Genomic DNA, 18,907 nt, shown 5'->3' on the forward strand with positions numbered 1-18,907 from the left:
CCTGTTATTTTATCATGCAAATCTCTTACCTTAGCTGCCCGGATTATCTCCATACAGCAGAATCCTCCGCAGTTTCAAATTCCAATATCGCTTTAAAACTGCGGAGGCATCTTATTTTACATCTTTATCTGACCGTCGCAAAGCGTCGTGTCAGAATCTTTTATGGTATAATGTCGCCAGACATTATACTGCGCATAGATTTCTGCGTGACCGCAGAAATGTGAGCGCTAAAATCCCCCGAAGGGGCCATGATTCGAAGAATCATGGTCTGATGATCTTGCCTGCTTCAGCCATTGCTTCAACAATGCTGTACATATTCGTCACAGAACCAACTGCCAGCTTGTCCTTGAGATGATAATAATCAAGACAGGTACCGCAGGTCAGAATCTCTACGCCCTGCGCCTCCAGAGACTTCAGATCCTCCAGAGAATCAGAGCCCTCTGCCGTCAAGGTCGCCCCGCCATTATAGAAGAGCATCTTCTTCGGCAGCACATCAAGCTGAGTCACCGCATAAATAAATCCCTTGATCAGGACTTTACCCAATTCATCATTGCCGCTTCCCATGCGATCGGAAGAAACAACTACGATCGTGTTGCCTCTCTTATCCGGTGTGCAGTTCTCCTGTGCTTCTTCCGAAGCTCCTTCCGGCGCGCCCTGCATCTTGACCGTCACCTTATACTCTTTCTCTCCCAGCTTCTCAGAGCTTACCTCTCCGCCCTGTGCAGATGCCATCTTAGACACATTCTGCACTGCGATCTCATTGTCCACCAGGACCTCGATCGTCTCCGGGCCCGTAAGAGCCTGCATTGCTTTTTTTGTCTTAATAACCGGGATCGGGCAGTTATCACCCATTGCGTTTACTGTAATCATTTGTCGATTACCTTCCTTTCTTTGTAAGTGAGCAAAATCCCCTTCTTCACTTATAGAAATATTCTATCACTAAATGCGCCGGTAGTAAACCTCTTTTTTTACTCTTTCGACATTTATATAAAATAGAATGTGCTCTCGTACTCCTCTATGAAATAAAACAAAAGAGAATCCCCAAAACGAGATTCTCCTTCCTGTTATTTTCACCTAAATATATATCCGGATCAGGTCCTTTTTTAGTCCCGGAATACGATCTCCCCGGTCTTTTCATCCATCTTGTCCACGATCGCCAGGGATTCCAAATGAATTCCCTTAGAGCGGATCAGATCGCCGCCGACCTGGAACCCTTTCTCGATCACCACGCCTGCACCCACAAGCTGGGCGCCAGATGCCTCGATCAGAGTCGCCAATCCTTCTAAAGCCTTGCCGTTGGCAAGAAAATCGTCGATAACAAGAACCTTGTCCCCTTTGCCAAGGAATTCTTTGGCAACAATGATATCATAAACACGACCATGTGTGTAGGATTCTACCTTTGTTGTGTAAACATCTCCGGCGATATTCTTTGTCTGCGTCTTCTTCGCAAACACCACCGGCACTCCAAATACCTCCGCCACCACACATGCGATTCCGATGCCGGATGCCTCAATCGTCAGGATCTTATTGATCTCTTCGCCTTCAAAACGCCGTTGGAACTCCTTGCCTATCTCATGAAAGAGTCCCACATCCATCTGATGATTCAGAAAACTGTCTACCTTCAGCACGTTTCCTTCTTTAATCTTTCCATCTCTGCGAATCCGTTCTTTGAGTAATTCCATCTCCCGTATCCTCCACCTGTTTACTTTTAAGACATTATACACCATTCTACCATTTCTGCAAACCTGTTCTCTTAAAATTCTGCAATTTTTCCAGTTCTGATCTGAGCCTTGTCTCTGCTTTTCTGCCTATATTTAGACTTATAAAGTTCTCTCTACCTGGCTGCAATAATCGATATCCCGCAATTCTTTTTCATCCTCTATCGCAAAATACCGCACGTCCTCCGGGTGCGCCTTCAGCACCTTCCGCCCGCCCCGGTCGCCGGAAAGTCCCAGCAGTTCTTCAAAATATATGCGTGAAAACCATGTCGGATTCCCCACTGCATCCTTGCATCGCACGCTGCCAAGCGGCGCGAGGGTCTTCTCCATCTCCATCAGGAACCCTTCCGCACTCTCTTCCGTCAAATAAGGCTGATCGGCCACAAAAAATGCACAGGCATCAGCGTGGCACTCCCGGCTCTCCTCCGCCGCCAGCACTCCGGCCTTTACTGAGTAAGAGGCACCCTTCGCACTATCCGGCGACCAGACAGGCCGGACTTTTCTTCCTTCCTCCTGCATCCTGCGGACGGCCTCATAAATCTTTTGATGCTGCGTCACCACCAGCACTTCCCACCCGGAATGCCTTTCACAGATATGAAGCAGGCGCTCTAAAAGATGGAGATACATCGGTTTTCCCTCTACCTCATACAACAGCTTGTTCGTATCACTTACAGTCTCTCCCGTCTCCCGGTCGGTCATCTCAACCCTTTTGAAACGGCGGCTGTTTCCAGCCGCCAGATAAATCAGTTCTACTCGCATCTTTCCAGAATCCCCATAGCAATTTTCTCACTGGTAACAGGAAGCTGCCCAAACCAGATACCCGTCGCATTTGCGATCGCATGGATCAACGCCGGAGCCGGGGTATTGATCACGATCTCGCCGATTGATTTCGCGCCGAAAGGCCCGGTCGGCTCATAGCTGCTCTCAAATTCCACTCTGAGTTTCCCCATATCCAGTCTGGTAGGCACCTTATACTGCATCAGGGAATTATTCAGCATCTGTCCCTTTTCATTATACTGAATCTGTTCGTAGAGAGCCATTCCGATTCCCTGCACAATTCCACCTTCCACCTGCACCCGTGCAAGATTCGGATTAACCACCGTTCCACAGTCCACGACTGCCACGTAATCCAGAATCTCCACATGTCCGGTCTCCTTGTCCAGCTCAATCTCCACCATACCAACCATAAAGGGCGGCGGAGAAACCGGAGAGGAATTACTTTCCGTCACCTGCAATGCCACATTATTTCCGCACATAGACGCCGTTCCGATCTCCTCAATCGAAACCTCCTCACCAGTCGACAGATTCCTTGCCCTCTGTCCGTCAAATTCCAAATCATCCGAGCTGCATTCCAACATCTCGGCTGCTCTTTGCACAATGCGTTCCTTAAGCGTTTCACATGCCCTCTCGACCGCGCGCCCGGTCACATAGGTGGTACTGGAGGCGTAAGAACCGGAATCATACGGCGATGTATCCGTATCCGCACCGGAAACCGTAACGTTCTCCACAGGACATTCGAGACTCTGTGCAGCAATCTGGGCCAGAATCGTATCACAGCCAGTGCCCATATCCGCCGCACCAATAGACAAGGTATAAATGCCATCCTCGTTCAGCTTGATTGTCGCCGAGCCAACGTCCACACCGGAAATACAGGAGCCCTGCATACCCATGGCAACGCCCACGCTGCGCACTTTTCCATTGCCCATATCTCTGCATGGATACTTTTCTTCCCAGCCGATCATTTCCTTGGCACGCTTCATACAACGGTCAAGAGCACAGCTTGTCGCCGTCTCTCCATAGTACGCCGGCATAAACTGTCCTTCCCGGACCATGTTCTTCATTCTAAGTTCCACCGGATCCATTCCCAGCTTATCCGCAAGTTCATTCACAGCGCTCTCCACCGCGAAAATTCCCTGCGTCGCTCCATAACCACGGTACGCCCCCGCAGACATCACATTCGTATATACTACATCATATGAAAAACGATGCGCCTCAAGCGAGCCGTACAGCGGGATGGATTTGTGGCCGGAAAGCCCTACGGTCGTCGGCCCGTGCTCCCCGTAAGCCCCTGTATTTGACAGCGTATACACATCGAGCGCCCGGACTTTCCCATCCCGGTCCGCTCCCACCTTCACCGTCACTTCCATCTCATGCCGCGGCGTGGAGGCAGTCTGCGACTCCTCCCTGGTAAATACCATCTTCGACGGTTTCTTCGTCTTCCAGGTCACAAATGCCGGAAACACCTCAGAAACCACGGTCTGCTTCGCGCCAAATCCACCGCCGATCCTGGGTTTGAACGCCCGAATCTTTGACTTGGGGATTCCCAGCGCATTCGAAAGAATCCTGCGCACATGAAATACGATCTGCGTGGAACTCATCACATTCAATCTGCCATACGCATCGATGTAGCAAGCGGTCCGGAAGGTCTCCATCATCGCCTGCTGTGCTGCCTGTACACGGTAGGTCCTCTCCAGCACCACATCGCAATCTGCCAGAACCTGGTCCACATCGCCGGTGCCGGACGTTTCGCTGGCGCAAAGATTTCGTTTGTTATCCGCACCCACCGGACAGAGAGACCTCCAGCTTTCCTCCGGATGCACCAAAACCGCATTGTCCTTAGCCCCATGCAAATCAAGGATCGCCGGAAGCACCTCGTATTCCACCTTTATCATCTTAAGCGCCCGGTCGACACAAAGTTCGCGCTCGCCCGCCACGATGGCCACCGGATCACCCACATAACGCACATGCCTGTCAAGGATCAGGCGGTCATAGGGACTTGGCTCCGGATACGTCTGCCCCGCCATGGTAAATCTCTCCTGGGGCACATCTTCCCAGGTATAAATGTCTTCGATCCCCGGCACCTTTTTCGCAATATCCGTCTTAATGGATTTGATCAGCGCATTGGCGTGAGGGCTTCTCAGCACCTTTACGATCAAACAATCCTTCGGTGCCATATCATCGGTAAATACCGGCTGCCCGGTGACCAGCGCCATGGCATCCTTTTTCCGAATCGGTTGTCCTACTTGTCGCATACGGCACCTCCTTTTTTCCTGTATTCGATAAAGGCACGGATTCCCCGGAGCTGTCCCTCATACCCGGAACAGCGGCAAAGATTTCCTGCCAGATATTCTTTGATCTCATCGTCCGTCGGGTCAGCTATCTCCCGGAACAGGGCAATCGCATTCATGATCATTCCCGGATTGCAGAACCCGCACTGCTCTGCTCCCTGATCTGCAATAAATGCGCCGAATTCCTCGGCCTCCTCCTTAAGCCCCTCCAGCGTATCCACCTTGCGGCCATCTGCACGCGCCGCCAGGATCGAACAGGAAAGGACCGGCTTCTCGTCCAAAAACACGGTACAAAGGCCGCAATTTGAGGTCTCACATCCACATTTCACACTATAGCAGCCATGCTGCCTTACCCAGTCGATGAGCAGAAGGTCCGGGCGGATCTCTTCTGTAATCTTCTTTCCATTTAACTGAATACTAATCTGCATTCTGCTGCCCTCCCTTATCCATATCTACTCCGGTATCTGCTGCAAACCTGTCATGAAGCTCGAAAAGCCCCCGGCGTATCAGAACATTTGCCAGATGCTTTCTATACGCTGCGCTTGCGCGCATATTACTTCCGGTCGGCACCTGCTCGGCAAGTTCTCCGGCAAGCTCTCTTAATTCCTCCGGCGTACAATCTGCATGCTCCAGCTTCTCTTTCCATGCGTCGTCCACGTTCACACACATCGCCCTTAGCGGTCTTGCCCCAACAACTACCCGCGCACCGTCCCGCTCTGCAGCGATCGCCACTGCCAGCACCGGAAAATCTGTCTTAGTGTTTCGATGTGTCAGATACACTTGGCGTCCCGGCGTCTTTTTCACGATCACGCGCACCAGAATATCATTATCGCGCTCCCTCTCTGCGAACTCCTTAAGCGTCACCAGCCCACCTTTAAACAGCTCAACATACGTATCAAGCGCCAAAAATGCGGTCAGAACATCAGAAAATCCGAATCGTCCAAAGAGGCTTCCCCCAATCGTCGCCAGATTGCGGAACTGCACTCCCACAATGTCCTTCACACTCTCCCGGATGATCCCGCTGCTCCACTTGGCGAGCCCCTCATGTTCCTCCAGCTGACGAAGGGTCACCATGCAGCCAATGGAAAATTCCTCTTCATTTTCCTCAATCTGATCCAGTCCCAAACCAGATAGATCGATTGCGGTCTGGATCTGTGCGTCGCTCATCTTCATCCAGAGCATTCCACCCAGGATCCGATTGCTCCGTTTTTGATTCAGCTCATAGGCTTCCTCAAGAGTCTTCACCTTAACATACTCTCTAATCTTAAGCATTTCCCCATTACCTTTCTTTGCTTATTATTGCAAAATGCATTCCTCTATAGTGTAGCGAAAAAAGCGAAAAAAAACAATCCTTTTCCCCGCAAAAAACGAACACAAAAACGAACATCAGCCCTTCATCATGCTTCTGCTCCTACAATACTCTAAACCCTGTCATCCAGTTTTTTCCTGCCCAGACGTACCTCCTCCATATGACTTGCCAATTCCTCATCCATATGGTCAAACAGATAATTCTTTCCCGGCTCCCGCCGCATTTTGGCCTCTTCCCGAATCTGCTCATTCACAATGCGCACTTCCTCCAGAAACTCCCTCGAAGAAATCAGCGTCCCTCCCTGTCCAAGAGTGACAACCTGCTCCACCCCGTCGGAAGTAACCACCGTCACGTGATATTTCCGCCCGATCTCATGCACCACTTTCTCAATATACTGGTCTGCTGTCTCGGCCTCTTTCGTGTAGACTACATGAATATTGTGATATTTTTGTATCTCTAAAGTATCTCCCTGCACCTTATAGGCATCAAATACCAGAATCACCACACATTTTTTGAATCCCTGATAATTGCTGAGAATATCCATAAGTTTCCCTCTGGCCCCTTCAATATTATCCCTGGCCAGTTCCTTTAGATCCTCCCATGCAAAAATCACATTATACCCGTCCACGAGCAGATACTCCGTAACTTCCTCTTCCTTCTTCCTGGATTTCCTATGCGCAGGCACCGTGACCGTCTTCGGTGTGCGGACCGGTTTGCGCTCCACCTTTCCATAGGTGCGGATAAAGATCTCTTCCAGTTCTTTATCCTCCCTGGCATTATAAGAAGTAGGAACCATGGGCTTTTTCTTTCCCGCGTTCGCTCCTGCCATATCCGCTGATCGCTCCGTGCGTCCTTCGGAATCTGCCTGCCTTGCATTCTCCCCCGGAGCATTCGGCTTTCGTCCCTCGCCGTTCCTTCTTGCCGCCAGCACTTTCTCCATCCGGCTCTCCAGATGCATATATGACGGCACTTCCTCCCATGGCACATTAAATCCCGCCCCATGCGCGCAGAAAACGGAGCCCGCCGGATTGTCCAGATCGTGCTCCGGCTCATACCCTGATGCCGCCAGCACTTCCTCTTCGTTATGACACGCTTCATATCCCCGGAAGGTACAAAAAATCCTGCCCTGGCCCTTCGTATACGCGGTCACCTCCATCTGGTAATCCCGCATCGTCGACACGGGCGCTTTTCCGACAATGACCGCCATATCCTGCCGAAGCTTTGGCGATTGAAATTCACCACACATTTTCTGGATATCCGTAAGCGCCCGTCCCACAGACTGGGCCGGAATCTCCATACAAAAATCATAGAATGGCTCCAGAAGCACACTTTCCGCCTGCATCAGTCCCTGCCGCACGGCACGATACGTAGACTGTCGGAAATCGCCTCCCTCCGTATGCTTCAGATGTGCCCGCCCGGCAATCAGCGTAATCTTCATATCCGTAATCACAGATCCCGTCAAAACGCCCCGGTGATCTTTTTCCATCAGATGCGTCAGGATCAGCCGCTGCCAGTTCCGGTCCAGTTCATCTTCACTGCATTCGCTGGCAAATACCAGACCGCTTCCGGGCTTTCCTGGCTCCAGCAAAAGGTGTACCTCCGCATAATGGCGCAAGGGCTCAAAATGTCCCACACCTTCCACCGTATTTTTAATCGTTTCCTTATATACAATATTTCCTGCGCCAAAAGAAACTTCCAGACCAAACCGCTCTTTTATCAGGCTCTGGAGGATCTCGATCTGGACCTCCCCCATGACCTGCGCATGTATCTCCCCCAATTCTTCATTCCAAACAATCCGAAGCATCGGTTCCTCTTCTTCCAGCTGCCTTAGATTTTTCAGCATCGTATGCGCGTCACAGCCGTCGGGCAGAATAACCCGGTAATTCAGCACTGGCTCCAGTATGGGCGCCCTGGAATCCTCTTCTATACCCAGCCCCTGCCCGGGATAGGTATAATTAAGCCCCGTCACCGCACAGACCATTCCGGCTCCTGCCTCCATAGCCATCTCGAATTTCTCACCGGAATAGATCCGGATCTGATTTACCTTCTCTTCCCAATGCTCCGATGCGTCAGCCGCATTTCCCAGCATATCCTTCACCTTAAGGACGCCGCCCGTTACCTTCAGATGCGTCAGCCGATTCCCCTGACTGTCGCGGGAAATCTTATAAACCTTGGCCCCGAATCGGTCTGCCTTGCCGGAACCTGCCCCAAGCCGCGCTTTCTCCCAGCACTTCGCATAACGCCTGAGACCGTCAAGCAGCTCCATCACGCCGCACGCCTTCAGCGCCGAACCAAAATAACAGGGAAACGCCTTTCTTTCCGCGATCAGACGACGGACCGTGTCGTCTGCGAGCTGCCCCTCCTCCAAATACTCATTAAGCGCTTCTTCCTCGCACATGGAAAGGTTTTCCCAGAATTCTTCTTCCTTCTCCTTTTCATCAAATGCGATACAGCCGTCGCCAAAGACCTGTCTCAGCTCCGCAAGCCTTTCATCCCGGTCCGTCTGCGGCTGGTCCATCTTATTGACAAATAAAAAGACCGGAATCCGGTATTTCGCAAGAAGACTCCACAAAGTCCGTGTATGCGCCTGCACGCCGTCCGCTCCGTTTATCACCAGCACTGCATAATCCAGAACCTGCAGCGTCCGCTCCATCTCCGCAGAAAAGTCCACATGCCCCGGCGTATCCAAAAGCGTCACCCGCACAACATCGGACAAGGCGCCGCCCTCACAGTTTCTCGCATCCGCCCCTGCTTTCCCTTCTGCTTGTCCCCCCGAAATCTCCGCCGTAAGGTCAAACACCGCCTGCTTGGAGAAAATGGTGATTCCCCGGCTCCGTTCCAGCTCATAATTGTCCAGAAATGCATTTCCGTGGTCTACTCTGCCTAGTTTCCTTATATTTCCACATAGATATAAAATACTCTCTGATAACGTCGTTTTTCCCGCATCCACGTGGGCGAGGATACCGATACATATATGTTTTTCAGGTTTATTCGATGTAATTCCCATCAAAAATACCCCTTTCTGTTGTCTATGATATCAACATTATCATAACACAGAAAGAGGCGTTGGTCGATAAATTATTCTTTTAGGTAAAATCTTAAATATTATCCGTCTTCTTCCACACGTATTGGCTGACCCCAAATATGATCGTAAGCAATACTATGAGGAATCCACATCCTGTGGTCAAGGTAAAGATTCCAAATGTATCGATCACCTTACCGCCTGCCAGATTACCTACAATACCTGTAAGCGCCATAGAAGCGTTTCTGTATTATTTACAATTTATGGCATTTTTTGTTTTTTATCACTCAAATTAATTGTTGGATTTTAATATATTTACAGGACCTCATATGAAGTGTTATAGAACTGTAAAAAGCTGTCTAAAAATAGAATGTGCGCTCGCACATTCTTCGCGAGCGAGCGGGCTGCGTAGCAGCATTTCCTTCCCGCGAGCTGTGCATTATCGCACGAAGTGCGTTTTATTTCATAGGAAAATGCCACGCACTTTCCTATGAAATAAAAAGGGAAAACCCCCTGCCGCGCAAAACGCAGCAGGGGGCTTTCCCTTACCATTACTAAATTTACTCTTATTTTAAATCATTTTTCAGATTGATTTATTCCATCTTCTCATCAGGGGATTTCCACACTCACTACGCAGTTTTTCCCCTTGTCTTTTGCTTTATACAAACACTGATCTGCCAGATTCACCATTGTAGCTATACTTGTATCTACCATCGTTCTGGCCATGCAGAGGCCTACGCTGACCGTCACCTTCATGACCAGATTGCCTGACCTGAACTCTGCTTCCTCCACAAGGCGCCGGAATCTTTCCGCCGCTTCCTGATAATCATGCTCACAATGCAGATATACGGTAAACTCTTCCCCGCCCCAACGACAGTAATATGTCCGTCTGCAAAAAGCCTTCTCCAAAATTTCTGCAATCCCTTTCAGCACAATATCTCCATTATTATGGCCATACCGGTCATTAACATTTTTAAAATTATCGATATCAATGATCATTACGGCCACTTTTTCCGGTTTTGGATTCTGGTAATCCGCATCCACAAGGGAGTTAAAGCCATACCGGTTATAAACCCCCGTAAGCGCATCGTGGCAGTACAGATGACGAAATTTTTGTTCGGATTCCAGAAGCTGCCCCTGCGTCTGCGCGCGAATGATCTCAACAAACAGTGCCAACAGATAACAGGCCACAAAATAAAACGGAAAACGAAGCATGAACTCATCTGTATAACGGTACCATAACAATTTTTTCCCAAAAGGAACCCAAAACAAAAAGATGAGCATGAGAAAAACAATCGTACTATAAAGTGTTCCGGATTTTCTTCCAAAAATCAACAGTGAAAAGGAAGGAACCAGGCACACCCAGAGGGCACTGAACCCATTCGGGATACCGGAAACCAGAAAAAATGCCAGCAGCACAATCGTTTCTCCCGCAAAGAAAATATATAACATTTTCCCTTTCTTATCATCTCGTTTTGCAAATACTACATTTACAATGCAGGCCACGGAAAAAAACAGCGTACTCATCATCAGAGTATATTCTCTGGTAAAAAAATTGACCACCGTCATAACAAGCGAAACCAATGCAAGAAGGATATTCAGCCATTCAAACATCAGTCTTTTTCTCGTATCATCATCGCGAATTGCTTCTTGCATTCCAGCCATAGTATCATTTATTTTCGTCCTGAACCAATCCATTTTTCTTCCTCACTATACCACCCTGATTTTATAAACCACCCTGCCTGCTATTCGGACCTTTGCATCTCACCATAACATCCAGCACAAAGTTGACCTTGTCCATATAGGCAAAGGCCGGATACCCCTGATATATATAGTTCATTATATTGTAACACTTTTTCTTTCGAGCTGGGAATCAATTTTGTTTCAAATTGTGTTAAATTTGCATATTTACCTTTTTCATAAAAATGAATAGCTGCCTGACGTTCATTCAGGTATGCTTAGCAGCCAAAAAACGTCCACCGAACGTTTTTGTCGTATACATGGCACCAAGAAAGAGGATATCACAAAACTCAAGTGATACCCTCTATATAATGTAATCCAACCCATTTAATTATTTCATATATTTCTTCTTCAGTTCTTCCACCTTATCCGTATAAGCCTTATTCTGCTTTTGCTGGAGAAGATTTCTCCGAATATTCTCTTTCACTTCCTCAAATGGAGCCGTCGTCGCTTCATTTTTCTTCTCGACCTTGATCAAATGATATCCGAACTGCGTCTTTACCGGTCCGACTACATGTCCCACTTCCGCGTCAAATGCTGCATGTTCAAACTCCGGCACCATCTGGCCTTTTCCGAATTCGCCCAGGTCTCCTCCCCTTTGTCCGGACGGACAGGTCGAAAATTCTTTAGCCGCCTCCTCAAATTCCTTCTCGCCTTTTACGATACTCTCCAGAATCTCGCTGCATTTCGCCTCATCTTCCACAAGAATATGCTTTGCACTTACCGTAGCTCCCTTGGAGAACTGCTGCGGATTCGCCTCATAATATGCCCTCGCCTCTTCCGCGGACACCTCCAGCCCACGCATCGCCTCGGCCATCGCCATCTGCGCCAGAATATCACGCTTTGCGCTTTCCAGGATCTTCTTGAAATCCTCCGTCTCGTCCAGCTTCATCTCTTCGCCCATCTGCGCATACAAGTGAAGCGCAACAAGCTGATCAATGCACTGCTGTCTGAACTGTGGATTGGAAAGATAAACTCTCTGTTCCTTTGGCAGATTCTGCGCAAACGCGTCCAGATCCGCCTGGGTGATCTCTCTTCCTGCTACAACTGCTAATACTTCCTGACTACTCATATTTCATAATTCTCCTTTTCCTTCTTTCTTCGGAACTATTTTCCAAAGAAATATCGATGATAATGACTATGAATCTATATTAACATACCCGATATTCCTTGTCACCGAAAGATTTTAGATACCATCAAATTCGGCATCAGCTTTTTCCCCCCCTAGACCTCTATTCCTTTTCCATTTATTCCGGTACGTTTAAATGCACTGATACGAACATCCGACCTTCACTTCGGAACGCCTGGCAGCAAAAATGGCATCTCTACGCCGCGCATACCACGCCTGCCATACAGATACCATTCCAAAACGCACTATAAATTTTCTACTAATCCAACCCCGCCAGAACTTCATGCAGCTCCGTCGCAGACTGCAAAAGCTTCTCTTTTTCCTCCTCACTTAGCGGAATCTCCAGCACCTGCTCCGCTCCGTCCTGGGAAACGATCGTCGGAACACTGATGCAAATATCATTCATTCCATATTCGCCCTGCATCAGGCTGGACACCGGAAGGACCGAATGCTCATTCCGCACAATACACTCCGCAATTCTCGCGACCGCCATCGCAACTCCATAATACGTCGCGCCCTTACGCTCAATAATCTCGTAAGCGCTGTCCCGCACCTGTCTGTAAATCCGCTCCATCGATTCCTCGTGCTCATAATGCCCGCGCAGCTCACAGAAATCATTTACACTGATGCCGGAAACATTTGCCCCACTCCAGACCGCCAGCTCGCTGTCTCCATGCTCACCGATAATATACGCATGAACGCTCCGGCTGTCCACATTCAAATGCTCGCTGAGCAAATATTTGAAGCGCGCAGAGTCCAGAACCGTACCGCTTCCGAACACTCTCTCCTTCGGATAGCCGGAAAGTTTAAGAGCCGCATAAGTCAAAATGTCCACCGGATTTGCAACAATCAGCAGGATTCCTTCAAAATTCCGCTTCGTGATCTCCGGAATGATCGACTTGAAAATCCCCACATTTTTATGCACCAAATCCAGCCGTGTCTCTCCCGGCTTCTGGTTCGCTCCCGCAGTGATCACGATCAGCGCACAATCACTGATGTCGTCATAAGTTCCCGCATAAATCTGCATCGGGTGCGTATACGGTCGGCCGTGGCTCAGATCCATCGCCTCTCCCTCTGCCTTCGCCTGGTTCGCATCAATCAGGACCAGCTCGGAAAATAATCCTTTCTGCATCAGACTAAATGCGGAAGATGCACCCACGAATCCACAGCCAATTACTGCCGCTTTTTGTATATTCATCATATCCTCTTACCTCCGTAATATTTTCCCTGGACTATCTACAAAATACCACCTTACCTTTTAAATGGCAAGGCACATATTTCTAATTATGTGATAACTTTTATCAAATTATTCCCGCATATTGCAAAGTCAATTTCCACCTCCCCTGTATATTCCCCCCAGAAACTGGAAATTCTATAACCAGATACCATACTATTTTCAAAAGGAGGAACCGCAAATGAAATCCATTATTTTAAATGGTCTTTATATGGAAGAACCCGAACACGCCCACAAATATTTAAAAGAAAAGCTCGAGCTTTCCGACGATTACCAGAACAGCATGGACACTCTGCAGGACTGCCTGAATAACATGCAAAACACCCGCATCGAGGTCTACCACAGCGACGGGCAGAGCAAATATTTCCGCGAACTAATCCAGGTCTTTGCTGCTGCCGGAAAAGAAAATGATGATATTATCGTATCATTACAGTAAAAATCCTGACCATTTTAAGACAATTCCAAAGAAATTTGCTGATTACACCAGATAATCCCAATTTCAAGGAATATCGGATAGAGATAGCTTGCCCCGAACGTCCCCAATTTTTTCGGCCCGGTGATGTCCACCTGCTTTTGCTGCAATTCGATCGCCTTGTGAAATGCAAGAAAAACGGTCGCTTTCGTGATCGACTTATCCTTACGGGTAACAAACATTTCATGCCCGCGAATGGAATAAGAAAATTCCAGTTTTTTGGCCGTCATAAAGGGAGTCCCTTTGTACAACTCAATCACCTCCCAAAGACAGTCGTCAAGCGCTGCAGGAACCATTTCCTCTTTACATGCAATCTGCTCACGCACCATTTCCTGCAGGCGCTTCACACTGTCCGGCACCTTCTTCGGCTCTGTTTTCCAAAAACTTTCCCTCTCTTTTCCCAAATCCTGCATGACTACTCCTCCTAATGCCAGCCATTTATTTTATCTACATTCCAGATTGTCGTCATCTTTCGACATCCGAATATTAAAAAATATATGTTTTCATTACACCGCTTCCTTTTAATCTCTCCATATCAAGCACACCTTGCATTAAGTCTACGGTTATAATCAAAATACGTTTTCTTTTTAACAACTATACCCTATCGCCTATTACATTGCAATATCTACGTCATTTCTCTCATCAAAATAACAAGCACTTTCCGTCACATTATTGATGACAATTAACAGCCGCATCCAGCATAAAAAGGTCTGAGAAGACCCCACCCGGAATCTTTCCAGACCTCTTTCCTACCCTTGAGGCAAAACACATTTTACCTCCTGTTTTCTATCTTTTCTTTACGCTCTGCGCTCCAGAAATCCAAAACTACCATCCTCTTTTTCTCATCCTTACGCCAACGGCGGCTCCTGCAAGTGCGAACACCATTAATCCCACCAGCAGCGTAGTCGGCGCGGTATCTCCCGTCTGTACTGTCCTGATCTGGTTCTTATTTTCCTCCGCTTTTGTGGCAGAAGCAGTTCCCTTCACCGTAAAGGTGGTAGAAACAGAACCATCCTTATAATTCACCAGATACGTATGCTTTCCGGCGCTTAATGTGTTCAGATACTCCGGCTTCAAGATCACCGTCGTGCCGCCTGCTTTCACCTCATAGTATTTCTGATCTACGACCTTTCCATCCACCTGCACATTGACAAGATCTGCTGCCTCTCCGTCAGATACGATCGTAAGCCCCTCTTTTGTATCCTTCTTCCAAACACTTTCGGCGCCCTTGGTTATCCGGTATTCCAGCTTATCAAGAATAATCGTTCCCCCGATTCCACACTTCGTACAATGGAATCTTTTAACACCCGTCGTCTTATGTGTAGGTTCCTTCGTCACCTTTCCCTCGTCCCAGACATGACCCGTCTTCGGGATGATTTCCTGTGCCTTCAGAACTTCCTTGCAGACAGAACAATGACTTCCCTCCGTCTTGCCGTCTTCCGTACAGGTACTTTCCTTTGCCTCGTCCTTGACAACCGTATGCGGAAGCTTCTCTAACTCTTCCGTCTTCTTCTCACCACAGACTGTACAGGTAAACTCTTTGCTTCCTGTCTTTGTACAGGTCGCCTCTTCTTTTACCACACCTTCGTCCCAGGTATGCCCCTTCGCCGGAATTACTTCCTGCTCCAGGAGCACATCCCCACACTTCGAGCAATGGCTTCCCGCCGTAATGCCATCTTCCGTACAGGTTGCCTCTTTTCCCGAATCCTCCACAGCCTTGTGCTCCAGTTTCGGCAGAACCTTCGTCTCGGTCTCATCACATAACTCGCAGGTAAATTTCTCTTCGCCCTCTTCCTTACAGGTCGCTTCCTTCGTAATCACGCCCTCGCCAAATACATGCTTACATACAATCTTAAACGTTTTTACACAGGTCCCGGTATAATTTCCAGTACCTTTAATTGTAATCGTCGCCGTGCCCGGTTTGCAGTGATCTGCATATTCCAGAAAATAATCCGTCCCTTCCGCCAACGTCCTGCCTGCTGCCGTAACCGTCGGTTTGGGAGTAACGGCTTTGTCCTTTCCTTCATACGTATATTCCTCTGCATCCAATGTGACCGTCGCATTCTCCAGGGATATCTGATTCACGGTCACCCTGACTTCCACCTGTGTTCCTTCCACGTTCGCCGTAAGTTTGGTACTTCCCGCTGCATTCGCTATGATCCTGCCGTCCGCCACAGAAGCAATGTCCGGATTCTCTGCCTTCCATTTGGGGGTAAATACCTTTTCTTCCGACTGCCACTTATCTCCCAACTTGTAAGTCACCGTAACAGTAGGTACATCCGCCGTCGCGCCAAATTCTATTTCCTTCGTCTGCTCACTGACGCTGACACTTGCCGCAAGACTGGCCTTCAGGATTTCCACCTTAGCGTCCCCGGCAGCATCATTTGCCGCTGTCTCTGCAGAATTCGAAACCTCATCACTAAATTCCTGTACCCAGAAATGCTGTCCGCCATAAATCACATGGCCGATTCCGACTGCTTTGTAGCCTTCATCCAGCATTGCCCTTCTATGTCCCTGTCCGTCATATTTTTCTTCTGTTTCCAGCCATGTCGTAAAAGCGGCTTCAGCGCTTTTTTGCCCCATCGCAATATTTTCCGCCCGTCTTGTGCCTTTTGCCGGAAGCGTACTCCAGGCTGTTCCATTCGGCCGGGTATGCGAAAAGGAAATCGCAAGCTCCTCTGCCCTTTGCATAGCAATCTTTTCCAGATCATAATCATAAGTCAATGTGCCTAATTTCCCAACAAGACTGACTTTATTCTGACTATTTTCATCCCAATGCCACGCTTCGTCGCTTTTGCGGAAAGCATTGACCATCGGAAGCATTTTTCTGGCTTCTGTCTGTCCGTAAGTCACACGAATCGAAATATCTGTCGTATCGCCCTCCGCTGCCGAAGCCTGTACGCAAAAACCAAGCGCCAGAACAAAGCTCGTCAACAAGGCAATTATTTTCTTTCGTTTCATCTTCATATCCACTCTCCTCCTGTCCTGAAATATTAGAATATGCCGCCTCCATAGCGTATGAGCATTTTCACACATATCACTATACTATCTGCAAAATATGTTACTGGTATCTTCTATTATATTTATCCCGATCGTAATGCTGATGCATCCAACAGCTTCGCTATCTGGCCGATTTGCCAGCCACCAGTTTTTCCTCCGTCCGAAAGACAGATTCATCAGCCCGCTTATTTATTGCGGCATAATCTTATTATAAGAATACCTCTTTTTTCCAGGGTATGCAATAAATCAGATGGAAAATTCTAAAAATTAAGAATTTCTAAATAATATTTACAGAATTCTTCATCTTTTTATCATTATCGACGGATTATACCTTGTAAAACGGCCGAATGGCCATACGGGATGCCCTATGGGTATACCTTATAAAACGGCCGAATGGCCATACGGGATGCCCTATGGGTATACCTTGTAAAATGGCCGAATGGCCATACGGGATGCCCTTGGGTATATTTTTTCAAAATCTTACCCTGGATTTTCCAAAATGGAACTCCAGCCTTTTCCCTTCCTCACTCTTTTCCCCTTTTCCAGGATATAAAATGCTGTTTAAAACAGAATTTTCTCTTTTCTTTCTTCGTCCGTTGACGGCAATACTCTTTTCTGATAGCATGATTTGTGTAACCAAAGAATTCGTAAGTTTTGCAAATGTTGTTTAAAACAGCATTTATATTTTTATTATCAATTCTCCCGCTTTTTCGGGGCAAGAGGTAAATCATACTATGAAAACATTATCAAAAACACTTTTAGCATCTACCATAACCACTCAGCGTAAGAAGCTGTCCATGACGCAGGCACAGTTAGCCAGGATTACCGGCATGCACCGAACCATGATCGGCCGGGTGGAAAACGAGGATTATATCCCTACCATCGAACAACTCCAGCAGTTGGCGGAGGTTCTGGATTTTGAGATTATTGATTTATTTATCAACGAAAGCGCTGGAACTCCGACCTATATCAAGCCGGACAAAAAATATAATATCGCGGTAGCCGGTACCGGTTATGTGGGCCTCTCCATCGCCACCTTACTTTCCCAGCACCACCACGTCACCGCCGTGGACATCATTCCGGAAAAGGTAGAAATGATAAGTAAACACATTTCCCCGATCCAGGATGAGTATATCGAAAAATATTTAACGGAAAAGGCGCTGGATCTTACGGCTACGCTCGACGGCGAATCCGCCTATAAAACGGCAGATTTTGTCGTGATCGCAGCTCCCACCAATTATGACAGCAAGAAGAACTTTTTCGACTGTTCTGCCGTCGAAGCGGTCATCGAACTGGTGCTGAAGGTAAACCCGAACGCCATTATGGTCATCAAATCCACGATTCCAGTCGGATATACCAAATCCGTCCGGGAAAAATACAACACCAAAAACATTATCTTCAGCCCGGAATTTTTAAGAGAATCCAAGGCGCTTTACGACAATCTGTATCCTTCCCGGATCATCGTCTCCTGCGACGAAGAGACCGAAGCTGCCGCTTACACCTTTGCGGCGCTTCTGCAACAGGGCGCGATCAAGAAAAACATCGATACATTGTTCATGGGCTTCACCGAGGCCGAGGCCGTAAAGCTCTTTGCCAATACCTATCTGGCTCTCCGCGTTTCTTATTTTAATGAGCTGGATACCTACGCCGAATCGAAAGGGCTGAACACGCAGGAAATTATCACCGGCGTCTGCCTTGATCCACGAATCGGAACCCATTATAACAACCCCTCCTTCGGTTACGGCGGCTATTGCCTCCCGAAAGATACCAAGCAGCTCCTGGCCAACTTCCAGGACGTACCGCAGAACATGATGTCCGCTATCGTGGAAAGCAACCGGACAAGGAAAGATTTCATAGCAGACCGGGTACTGGAAATAGCAGGTGCTTATGAGGCAAACAGCGAGTGGGACATTAAGAAAGAAAAAGAGACCATCGTCGGCGTTTACCGTCTGACCATGAAGAGTAGTTCTGACAATTTCCGCCAGAGCAGCATCCAGGGCGTCATGAAACGAATCAAGTCCAAAGGCGCGACCGTGATCATCTATGAGCCCACTTTGGAAGACGGAACCACTTTCTTTGGTTCCAAAGTCGTCAATGACCTTGACAAATTCAAAGCCCAGTCACAGGCCATCATCGCAAACCGCTATGATACCTGCCTAAACGATGTCGCAGACAAAGTATACACGCGCGATATTTTCCGCCGTGACTAATATAG

The 18,907-nt window shown here is 48.1% G+C and carries 15 protein-coding genes; 2 read left to right on the top strand and 13 right to left on the bottom strand.

All coding sequences use genetic code 11. The features are described 5' to 3' along the window. Positions 1 to 261: 261 nt before the first annotated feature. The 11 genes from yedF to ABXS75_00395 form a co-directional block, all read right to left on the bottom strand. Positions 262 to 870: a sulfurtransferase-like selenium metabolism protein YedF gene (gene yedF / locus ABXS75_00345; GenBank protein XCP85295.1), complete on the bottom strand. Its 609-nt coding sequence runs from the start codon at positions 868 to 870 to the stop codon at positions 262 to 264. 233 nt (positions 871 to 1,103) lie between these two features. Continuing rightward, the gene (locus ABXS75_00350) at positions 1,104 to 1,682 is read right to left on the bottom strand and encodes a xanthine phosphoribosyltransferase (GenBank protein XCP85296.1); all 579 of its coding nucleotides are present in this window, start codon (positions 1,680 to 1,682) and stop codon (positions 1,104 to 1,106) included. A gap of 138 nt (positions 1,683 to 1,820) precedes the next feature. After that, complete coding sequence (locus tag ABXS75_00355) at positions 1,821 to 2,477, bottom strand: nucleotidyltransferase family protein (GenBank protein XCP85297.1); 657 nt, start codon at positions 2,475 to 2,477, stop codon at positions 1,821 to 1,823. Next, the gene (locus tag ABXS75_00360; GenBank protein XCP85298.1) at positions 2,468 to 4,750 is read right to left on the bottom strand and encodes a molybdopterin cofactor-binding domain-containing protein; all 2,283 of its coding nucleotides are present in this window, start codon (positions 4,748 to 4,750) and stop codon (positions 2,468 to 2,470) included. Before ABXS75_00360 ends, ABXS75_00355 begins: the two co-directional genes overlap by 10 nt. Then, positions 4,738 to 5,214: a 2Fe-2S iron-sulfur cluster-binding protein gene (locus ABXS75_00365; protein XCP85299.1), complete on the bottom strand. Its 477-nt coding sequence runs from the start codon at positions 5,212 to 5,214 to the stop codon at positions 4,738 to 4,740. Before ABXS75_00365 ends, ABXS75_00360 begins: the two co-directional genes overlap by 13 nt. Continuing rightward, positions 5,204 to 6,058 (bottom strand): FAD binding domain-containing protein, encoded by an 855-nt coding sequence (locus ABXS75_00370; GenBank protein XCP85300.1) that lies wholly within the window; start codon positions 6,056 to 6,058, stop codon positions 5,204 to 5,206. The genes ABXS75_00365 and ABXS75_00370 overlap by 11 nt, the downstream gene beginning before the upstream one ends. Positions 6,059 to 6,207: 149 nt before the next feature. Further along, the gene (locus ABXS75_00375; protein XCP85301.1) at positions 6,208 to 9,102 is read right to left on the bottom strand and encodes a translation factor GTPase family protein; all 2,895 of its coding nucleotides are present in this window, start codon (positions 9,100 to 9,102) and stop codon (positions 6,208 to 6,210) included. Positions 9,103 to 9,193: 91 nt separating this feature from the next. After that, complete coding sequence (locus ABXS75_00380) at positions 9,194 to 9,352, bottom strand: hypothetical protein (protein XCP85302.1); 159 nt, start codon at positions 9,350 to 9,352, stop codon at positions 9,194 to 9,196. Positions 9,353 to 9,726: 374 nt separating this feature from the next. Continuing rightward, a complete protein-coding gene (locus ABXS75_00385; protein ID XCP85303.1) occupies positions 9,727 to 10,815 on the bottom strand; it encodes a diguanylate cyclase in 1,089 nt (362 codons plus the stop codon). 373 nt (positions 10,816 to 11,188) lie between these two features. Beyond that, on the bottom strand, positions 11,189 to 11,929 hold the full coding sequence (locus ABXS75_00390; GenBank protein XCP85304.1) for a peptidylprolyl isomerase: 741 nt from the start codon (positions 11,927 to 11,929) through the stop codon (positions 11,189 to 11,191). Between the two features lie 316 nt (positions 11,930 to 12,245). After that, entirely contained in the window at positions 12,246 to 13,187 is a 942-nt protein-coding gene (locus tag ABXS75_00395; GenBank protein ID XCP85305.1) for an L-lactate dehydrogenase, read from the bottom strand. Positions 13,188 to 13,401: 214 nt separating this feature from the next. Here ABXS75_00395 and ABXS75_00400 point away from each other — a divergent pair, with 214 nt between their 5' ends. Then, entirely contained in the window at positions 13,402 to 13,656 is a 255-nt protein-coding gene (locus ABXS75_00400; GenBank protein ID XCP85306.1) for a barstar family protein, read from the top strand. A 14-nt stretch (positions 13,657 to 13,670) separates the two neighbouring features. Here the strand turns inward: ABXS75_00400 and ABXS75_00405 are convergent, their stop codons facing one another. Then, a complete protein-coding gene (locus ABXS75_00405; GenBank protein ID XCP85307.1) occupies positions 13,671 to 14,105 on the bottom strand; it encodes a hypothetical protein in 435 nt (144 codons plus the stop codon). 412 nt (positions 14,106 to 14,517) lie between these two features. Further along, the gene (locus ABXS75_00410) at positions 14,518 to 16,659 is read right to left on the bottom strand and encodes a CAP domain-containing protein (GenBank protein ID XCP85308.1); all 2,142 of its coding nucleotides are present in this window, start codon (positions 16,657 to 16,659) and stop codon (positions 14,518 to 14,520) included. Between the two features lie 767 nt (positions 16,660 to 17,426). On the opposite strand from ABXS75_00410, the gene ABXS75_00415 reads away from it, so the two are divergent. Next, positions 17,427 to 18,902: a nucleotide sugar dehydrogenase gene (locus ABXS75_00415; protein XCP85309.1), complete on the top strand. Its 1,476-nt coding sequence runs from the start codon at positions 17,427 to 17,429 to the stop codon at positions 18,900 to 18,902. The last annotated feature ends 5 nt before the right edge of the window (positions 18,903 to 18,907 follow it).

Source organism: Roseburia hominis (genome assembly GCA_040702975.1).
Lineage (GTDB): Bacteria > Bacillota > Clostridia > Lachnospirales > Lachnospiraceae > Allocoprococcus > Allocoprococcus hominis_A.

Coding starts and splice junctions, on each gene's coding strand:
- yedF (XCP85295.1), bottom strand. CDS start 870: ATGATTACAGTAAACGCAATGGGTGATAACTGCCCGATCCCGGTTATT.
- ABXS75_00350 (XCP85296.1), bottom strand. CDS start 1,682: ATGGAATTACTCAAAGAACGGATTCGCAGAGATGGAAAGATTAAAGAA.
- ABXS75_00355 (XCP85297.1), bottom strand. CDS start 2,477: ATGCGAGTAGAACTGATTTATCTGGCGGCTGGAAACAGCCGCCGTTTC.
- ABXS75_00360 (XCP85298.1), bottom strand. CDS start 4,750: ATGCGACAAGTAGGACAACCGATTCGGAAAAAGGATGCCATGGCGCTG.
- ABXS75_00365 (XCP85299.1), bottom strand. CDS start 5,214: ATGCAGATTAGTATTCAGTTAAATGGAAAGAAGATTACAGAAGAGATC.
- ABXS75_00370 (XCP85300.1), bottom strand. CDS start 6,058: ATGCTTAAGATTAGAGAGTATGTTAAGGTGAAGACTCTTGAGGAAGCC.
- ABXS75_00375 (XCP85301.1), bottom strand. CDS start 9,102: ATGGGAATTACATCGAATAAACCTGAAAAACATATATGTATCGGTATC.
- ABXS75_00380 (XCP85302.1), bottom strand. CDS start 9,352: ATGGCGCTTACAGGTATTGTAGGTAATCTGGCAGGCGGTAAGGTGATC.
- ABXS75_00385 (XCP85303.1), bottom strand. CDS start 10,815: ATGGATTGGTTCAGGACGAAAATAAATGATACTATGGCTGGAATGCAA.
- ABXS75_00390 (XCP85304.1), bottom strand. CDS start 11,929: ATGAGTAGTCAGGAAGTATTAGCAGTTGTAGCAGGAAGAGAGATCACC.
- ABXS75_00395 (XCP85305.1), bottom strand. CDS start 13,187: ATGATGAATATACAAAAAGCGGCAGTAATTGGCTGTGGATTCGTGGGT.
- ABXS75_00400 (XCP85306.1), top strand. CDS start 13,402: ATGAAATCCATTATTTTAAATGGTCTTTATATGGAAGAACCCGAACAC.
- ABXS75_00405 (XCP85307.1), bottom strand. CDS start 14,105: ATGCAGGATTTGGGAAAAGAGAGGGAAAGTTTTTGGAAAACAGAGCCG.
- ABXS75_00410 (XCP85308.1), bottom strand. CDS start 16,659: ATGAAGATGAAACGAAAGAAAATAATTGCCTTGTTGACGAGCTTTGTT.
- ABXS75_00415 (XCP85309.1), top strand. CDS start 17,427: ATGAAAACATTATCAAAAACACTTTTAGCATCTACCATAACCACTCAG.